This window comes from Kitasatospora sp. NPDC004799 (assembly GCF_040609095.1).
Taxonomy (GTDB): Bacteria; Actinomycetota; Actinomycetes; order Streptomycetales; family Streptomycetaceae; genus Kitasatospora.
In genome coordinates this window covers 1-5,470 of sequence record NZ_JBEXJK010000502.1, presented here as the reverse complement: position 1 = coordinate 5,470, position 5,470 = coordinate 1, and the positions used below count along the sequence as shown (strand labels likewise).

Genomic DNA, 5,470 nt, shown 5'->3' with positions numbered 1-5,470 from the left:
CGGCGAAGGCCAGGTGGAACGCCCCGACGGTGCGCTGGAGGGAGGACGCGCCCTCCGGCGCCACCGGGCAGAGCGCGACCCCGACCGCGAAGAACAACCCGGCGCCCAACCCGCCGGCCGCCCAGCAGCCCGCGCCCCCGGCCGCGAAGCCGCCCGCACCGGTCACCGTGATCGCCGGCCCGTACTGCAAGCCCGGCGGCACGTACAAGGCCAACGGCTGGTTCGACCAGGGCGACAAGGGCTGGCGCAACAACTCCGGCGGCTACAGCGGCGACGGCTGCAACGGCAACTACGTCTCGATGCCGATGTCCGGCGACGCGAACAAGGACGACAGCGGCAACTCGGTGGTCTGGACCTTCACCGTCGACAAGGTCAGCAGCTGCACCCTGTCCGTCTACATCCCGGGCAGCGGCGACGTGAAGCAGGTCGGCGGCAACCCGAGCTACTACACGGTGCAGAGCGGCGGCGGCCAGATCGGCTCCTTCTCCATCAACCAGACGGCCAACCGCGGCAGTTGGGTGAACCAGGGGCCGTTCTCCTACCGCGGCCCGATCTCGGTCACCCTGCACAGCCGCGGCCTGGACTTCTCGGGCGGCACCGTGACCTACGCCCACCACGCCGCCGCCGCGGTCCGCGCCACCTGCACGGCCTGACCCCGCCCGCCCCCTGCCCGACCCCACCGAACCACCGCAACCCACCGAACACCCGAACCACAACGCCCCACGACGAAGGGAACCCCAGGCAATGTCGCGCCCGGTGCTGACGGTCTGCGCGGATCAGCGGGAGCCCGGCTCCTACCGCACGATCGGCGAAGCCCTCCAGGCGGCCCGCAGCGGCGCGGTGATCTCGGTCCGCCCCGGCCGGTACGACGAGAACCTGGTGCTCACCAAGGTGGTGAGCATCACCGCCGAGGACGTCCGGGGCAGCGTGCGGATCAGCCCGCGACGCGGCTCGGTGGTCCAGGTGCTCACCGAGGCCGTCCAGCTCACCGGCCTGGTGCTCCAGGGGCAGGACGACGACCTGCCCGCCGTCGACGTCCCGCGCGGCCAACTCGCCATGCAGGACTGCGAGGTGATCGGCAACGCGTGGACCGCCGTGCTCACCCGCCAGCAGGGCGAACTCGCCATGCGCGGCAGCCGGGTGACCAACCCGGCCGGCGCCGGGCTGGTGGAGACCTCCACCGGCACCAGCGTGATCGAGGACAGCGTCATCGAGCACCTGGGCACCTCGGCCGTGGTCATCGGCGAGCGGGCCAACCCGACCGTGCGGCGCTGCGTGCTGCGCGACGCGCGCGGCAACGGCCTGTGCGCCAACGGCGAGTCGCGCGGCGTGGTCGAGGACTGCGAGATCTCCGCCACCGACAAGCCCGCCGTCGCGCTGGAGGAGCAGAGCACCACGCGCCTGCTGCGCACCGAGATCCGGGACAGCGCGCTCGGCGTCTTCGTCGGCTCCACCGCCCGGGTCGTCCTGGAGGACTGCACCGTCACCGCCGTGCGCGGCCACGGCTACGTCCTCACCAACGGCACCGACCCGCTGCTGCGCCGCTGCCGCGCCGTCCGCCCCCAGGGCCAGGGCCTGCACATCGCCGGGCGGGCCCGGGGCACCCTGGAGGACTGCGAGGTCACCGCCCCCGCCCAGGCCGGCATCCACGTCGGCGAGTCGGCCGGGCCCAGCCTGGTGCGGGCCGTGGTGCGCGACGCCGAGACCGACGGCGTCGAACTCACCGGGGAGAGCGCCGCCGAGTTCGACCGGCTGGAGGTCCGCGACGCGGCCGGCACCGGCGTCGTGGTGCGCGACGGCGCCAACCCGCTGCTGCGCCGCAGCACCGTCACCGCCGCCGGCGGCCACGGGATCGAGGCGCTGCGCGACGGGCGCGGCCGGCTGGAGGACGTCACCGTCGTCGACGCCGGCCGGGACGGCGTGCGGATCGCCGACGGCGCCAACACCTACCTCGGCGGCAGCCTGGTGCGCGGCAGCGGGTCCTGCGGGATCTCGGTCGGCGCCGAGGGCGTCGCCACCCTGCGCGACGTCGAGTCCACCGACAACGCCCTCGACGGCGCGAGCGTCGAGCACGGCGGCGAACTGACCGCCACCCGCACCCGGCTGCGCACCAACCGGCGGCACGGGCTGCACCTGCTGCCCGGTGCCCGCGCCACCCTGACCTCCTGCCAGCTCGTCGACAACACCGTGGACGGGCTGCGCTCCGAGAGCACCGAGCCGGTCCGGCTCACCGACTGCACGGCCGCCGAGAACCAGGGCGCCGGGCTGCGGCAGACCGAGCCGACCGACCGCCTCGCGGTGGAGAACCTCGACAGCCGGGACAACCGCTCGCCGGACTCCTTCGGCACCGCGGCCGTCGCCACCGCCGAGCCCGGCGCGGCCCCCGGCGCCGACGGGGCCGACGCCCCGGCCGAGGGGACCGCCGGGGCCGGGACCGCCCCGGCCGCGCTGCAGGGCCCGCAGGCCGTCCTCCAGACCCTGGTCGGCCTCAAGGGCGTCAAGGAGCAGGTCGCCACCCTGGTCAACCTCAACAAGCTGGCCCGCCGCCGCGAGCAGGCCGGGCTGCCCGCCCTGCCGATGAGCCGGCACCTCGTCTTCGCCGGCCCGCCCGGCACCGGCAAGACCACCGTCGCCCGGCTCTACGGCGCGATCCTCGCCGAACTCGGCGTGCTGCGCAGCGGCCACCTGGTCGAGGTGGCCCGGGCCGACCTGGTCGCCTCGATCATCGGCGGGACGGCCCTGAAGACCACCGAGGTGGTCAAGGAGGCCCTCGGCGGGGTGCTGTTCATCGACGAGGCGTACACCCTGTCGGCGGGCTCCGGCGGCACCGGGCCGGACTTCGGCCGGGAGGCCATCGACACCCTGGTCAAGCTGATGGAGGACCACCGCGACGACCTGGTCGTGATCGTCGCCGGGTACGAGGCCGAGATCCGCGAGTTCCTGGCCTCCAACCCGGGCCTGGCCTCCCGGTTCAGCCGCACCGTCGAGTTCGCCAACTACAGCGACGACGAGCTCACCACGATCGTCGAGCACGCCGCCGGCGGCCACGGCTACGAGCTCGCCGAGGGCACCCGGGAGGCGCTCGCCGCGCACTTCGAGCGGATGCCCAAGGGCGCCGACTTCGGCAACGGCCGGGCCGCGCGCAAGGTGTTCGAGGAGATGGTCGACCGGCAGGCCTCCCGGCTCGCCGAGCTGGAGCACTTCGACAACGAGGCGCTCACCCGGCTGCTGCCCGCCGACGTCGGCGAGCAGGCCGCCGCGGCCGCCGCCGGCGAGGAGCGCGGCGAGGGGCCGGGCCTGCTCGACCGGCTGCGCGCCATGGTCGGCCTCGCCGCCGCCAAGGAGCAGGTCGAGGACCTGGTCAACCTGACCAAGCAGACCCGGCGCCGGATCGAGGCCGGACTGCCCGCCGCCACCATCAGCCACCACCTGGTGTTCTCGGGCCCGCCCGGCACCGGCAAGACCACCGTCGCCCGGCTCTACGGCGAACTCCTCGCCGAACTCGACGTGCTGCCCTCCGGCCAGCTGATCGAGACCGCCCGCGCCGACCTGGTCGGCCGCTACATCGGCCACACCGCCCAGCTCACCAAGGACGCCTTCGAACGCGCCCGCGGCGGCGTGCTGTTCATCGACGAGGCGTACACCCTGACGCCCCGCAACGGCTCCGGCGGGGACTTCGGGCAGGAGGCCGTGGACACCCTGATGAAGCTGATGGAGGACCACCGCGACGAGGTCGTGGTGATCGTGGCCGGCTACCAGGAGGAGATGCGCGGCTTCCTCGCGTCCAACCCCGGCCTGGCCTCCCGGTTCTCCCGGGAGATCACCTTCGACCACTACGCGGACGAGGAGCTCGTCACCATCGTCCGGGTGCAGGCCGAGGCCGCCGGCTACACCTGCGCCCCGGAGACCCTGGCCGCGCTCGGCACCCTGTTCGGGGCCGTCCCGCGCGACCGCTCCTTCGGCAACGGGCGGTTCGCCCGGCAGGTGCTGGAGGCGATGATCACCCGGCAGGCGGGCCGGCTCTCCCGGCTGGAGGTGGCGGACCTGGACGAGCTCAGCCTGCTGCTGCCGCAGGACATCCCGGCCGAGCGGATCGGCAGCCTGGCATGAGCCGGGACCGGCAGCCTGGCATGCGGCCCCACGGCCGGGGGGCGGCGCCCCGGGCCCGCGGGACGTCGCCGTGTGCCCGGGCGGCCGCCGGGCTGCTCGTGGCCGGGCTGCTGCTGCCGGTGGCGGGCCCGGCCGCCGCCGACAGCCGCGACGCCCCGGACGCCCTGCCCGGCGTCAGCCAGCAGCGGCGCGACGCGACCGGACGGGCGGTCGGCTGCCTGCCGCCGTCCACCAAGGGCACCCAGCTCACCCCCTGGCCGCAGACCTTCCTGCGGCCCGACCGGGTCTGGCCGCTCAGCCGCGGCGAGGGCGTCACCGTGGCCGTCCTCGGCTCCGGGGTCAAGGACGGCGGCGGCCTGCTGGCCGGCCGGCTCGACCTGGCCCCGCTGCCCGGCGGCCCCGACCCGGCCCAGGACTGCGTCGGCCACGGCACCTTCCTGGCCGGCCTGATCGCCGCCGACCAGCGCGAGGGCGCCGGCTTCGCGGGCCTCGCGCCGCGCGCCCGGATCCTCGCCGTCTCGGTCACCAACGAGGCCGGGACGGCCTCGGCGGACCTGCTGGCCCAGGGCATCACCACCGCCGCCGACCGGGGCGCGCGGATCATCGCGGTCGGGGTGGCGCTGCCCGCCGGCACCGACGCCCTCGCCGCCGCGGTCCGCGCGGCGCGCGGCAAGGGCGCGCTGATCGTCGCCCCGGCCGCGCCCGACACCGCCCCGACCGACACCGCCGGTACGGTCAAACCGCTCCCGGCCTACCCGGCGGCCTACCCCGAGGTACTCGCCGTCCGCGACCTCGCCCCCGGCGGGACGCTCCCGGAGGGCGCCGGGGCCGTCCCGGTCGGCGGCCGGATCGACCTCGCCGCGCCCGGCGACGCCGTCACCGGCCCCGGCCCGGCCCCCGGCGGCTACTACACGGGCGCCGGCCCCAGCTTCGCCACCGCCTTCGTCGCCGGCACCGCCGCCCTCGTCCTCGGCTACCGCCCGGACCTGACCGCCGACCAGCTGACCCAGCGCCTGGAAGCCACCGCCTACCGCAGCCCCGACCCCCGGTACGGCCACGGCACCGTCGACCCCGTCGCCGCCGTCACCCGCCTCGCGGCCGGGGCCACCCCGGCCCCGCCCACCGCGGCCCCCGACCTTGCGATGCCCCCCGCCCCGCCCGCCTCCGACTCCGGCACCCAGGCGGGCGTCATCGCCCTCTCCTCCCTCGCCGTCATCGCCCTCGCCGCGGCCGCCGCCGCGGTGGCCCCCCGCGCCCGCGCCCGAGGCTCCTCGACCGGGCCGACCGGCTGGGCCTGCTGGTCCTGGTCGACCTCCACCAGGACGTCTACGGGCCGAAGTTCGGCGGCGGCACCAACGGC

General features: G+C 76.0%; 3 protein-coding genes. All 3 read left to right on the top strand.

Translation table 11 applies throughout. The annotated features are described in order from the left end of the window. Positions 1-653 (top strand): hypothetical protein (locus tag ABZW03_RS36510; protein ID WP_355268469.1); only part of this gene is annotated, 653 nt, incomplete at its 5' end. A 91-nt stretch (positions 654-744) separates the two neighbouring features. After that, on the top strand, positions 745-4,110 hold the full coding sequence (locus ABZW03_RS36505) for a right-handed parallel beta-helix repeat-containing protein (RefSeq protein ID WP_355268466.1): 3,366 nt from the start codon (positions 745-747) through the stop codon (positions 4,108-4,110). Between the two features lie 20 nt (positions 4,111-4,130). Further along, a partial coding sequence (locus ABZW03_RS36500) for a S8 family serine peptidase (RefSeq protein WP_355268463.1) occupies positions 4,131-5,470 on the top strand: 1,340 nt, incomplete at its 3' end.

Excerpts from the sequence above, each read along its gene's own strand:
- ABZW03_RS36505 (WP_355268466.1), top strand. The coding sequence starts at position 745 with ATGTCGCGCCCGGTGCTGACGGTCTGCGCGGATCAGCGGGAGCCCGGC.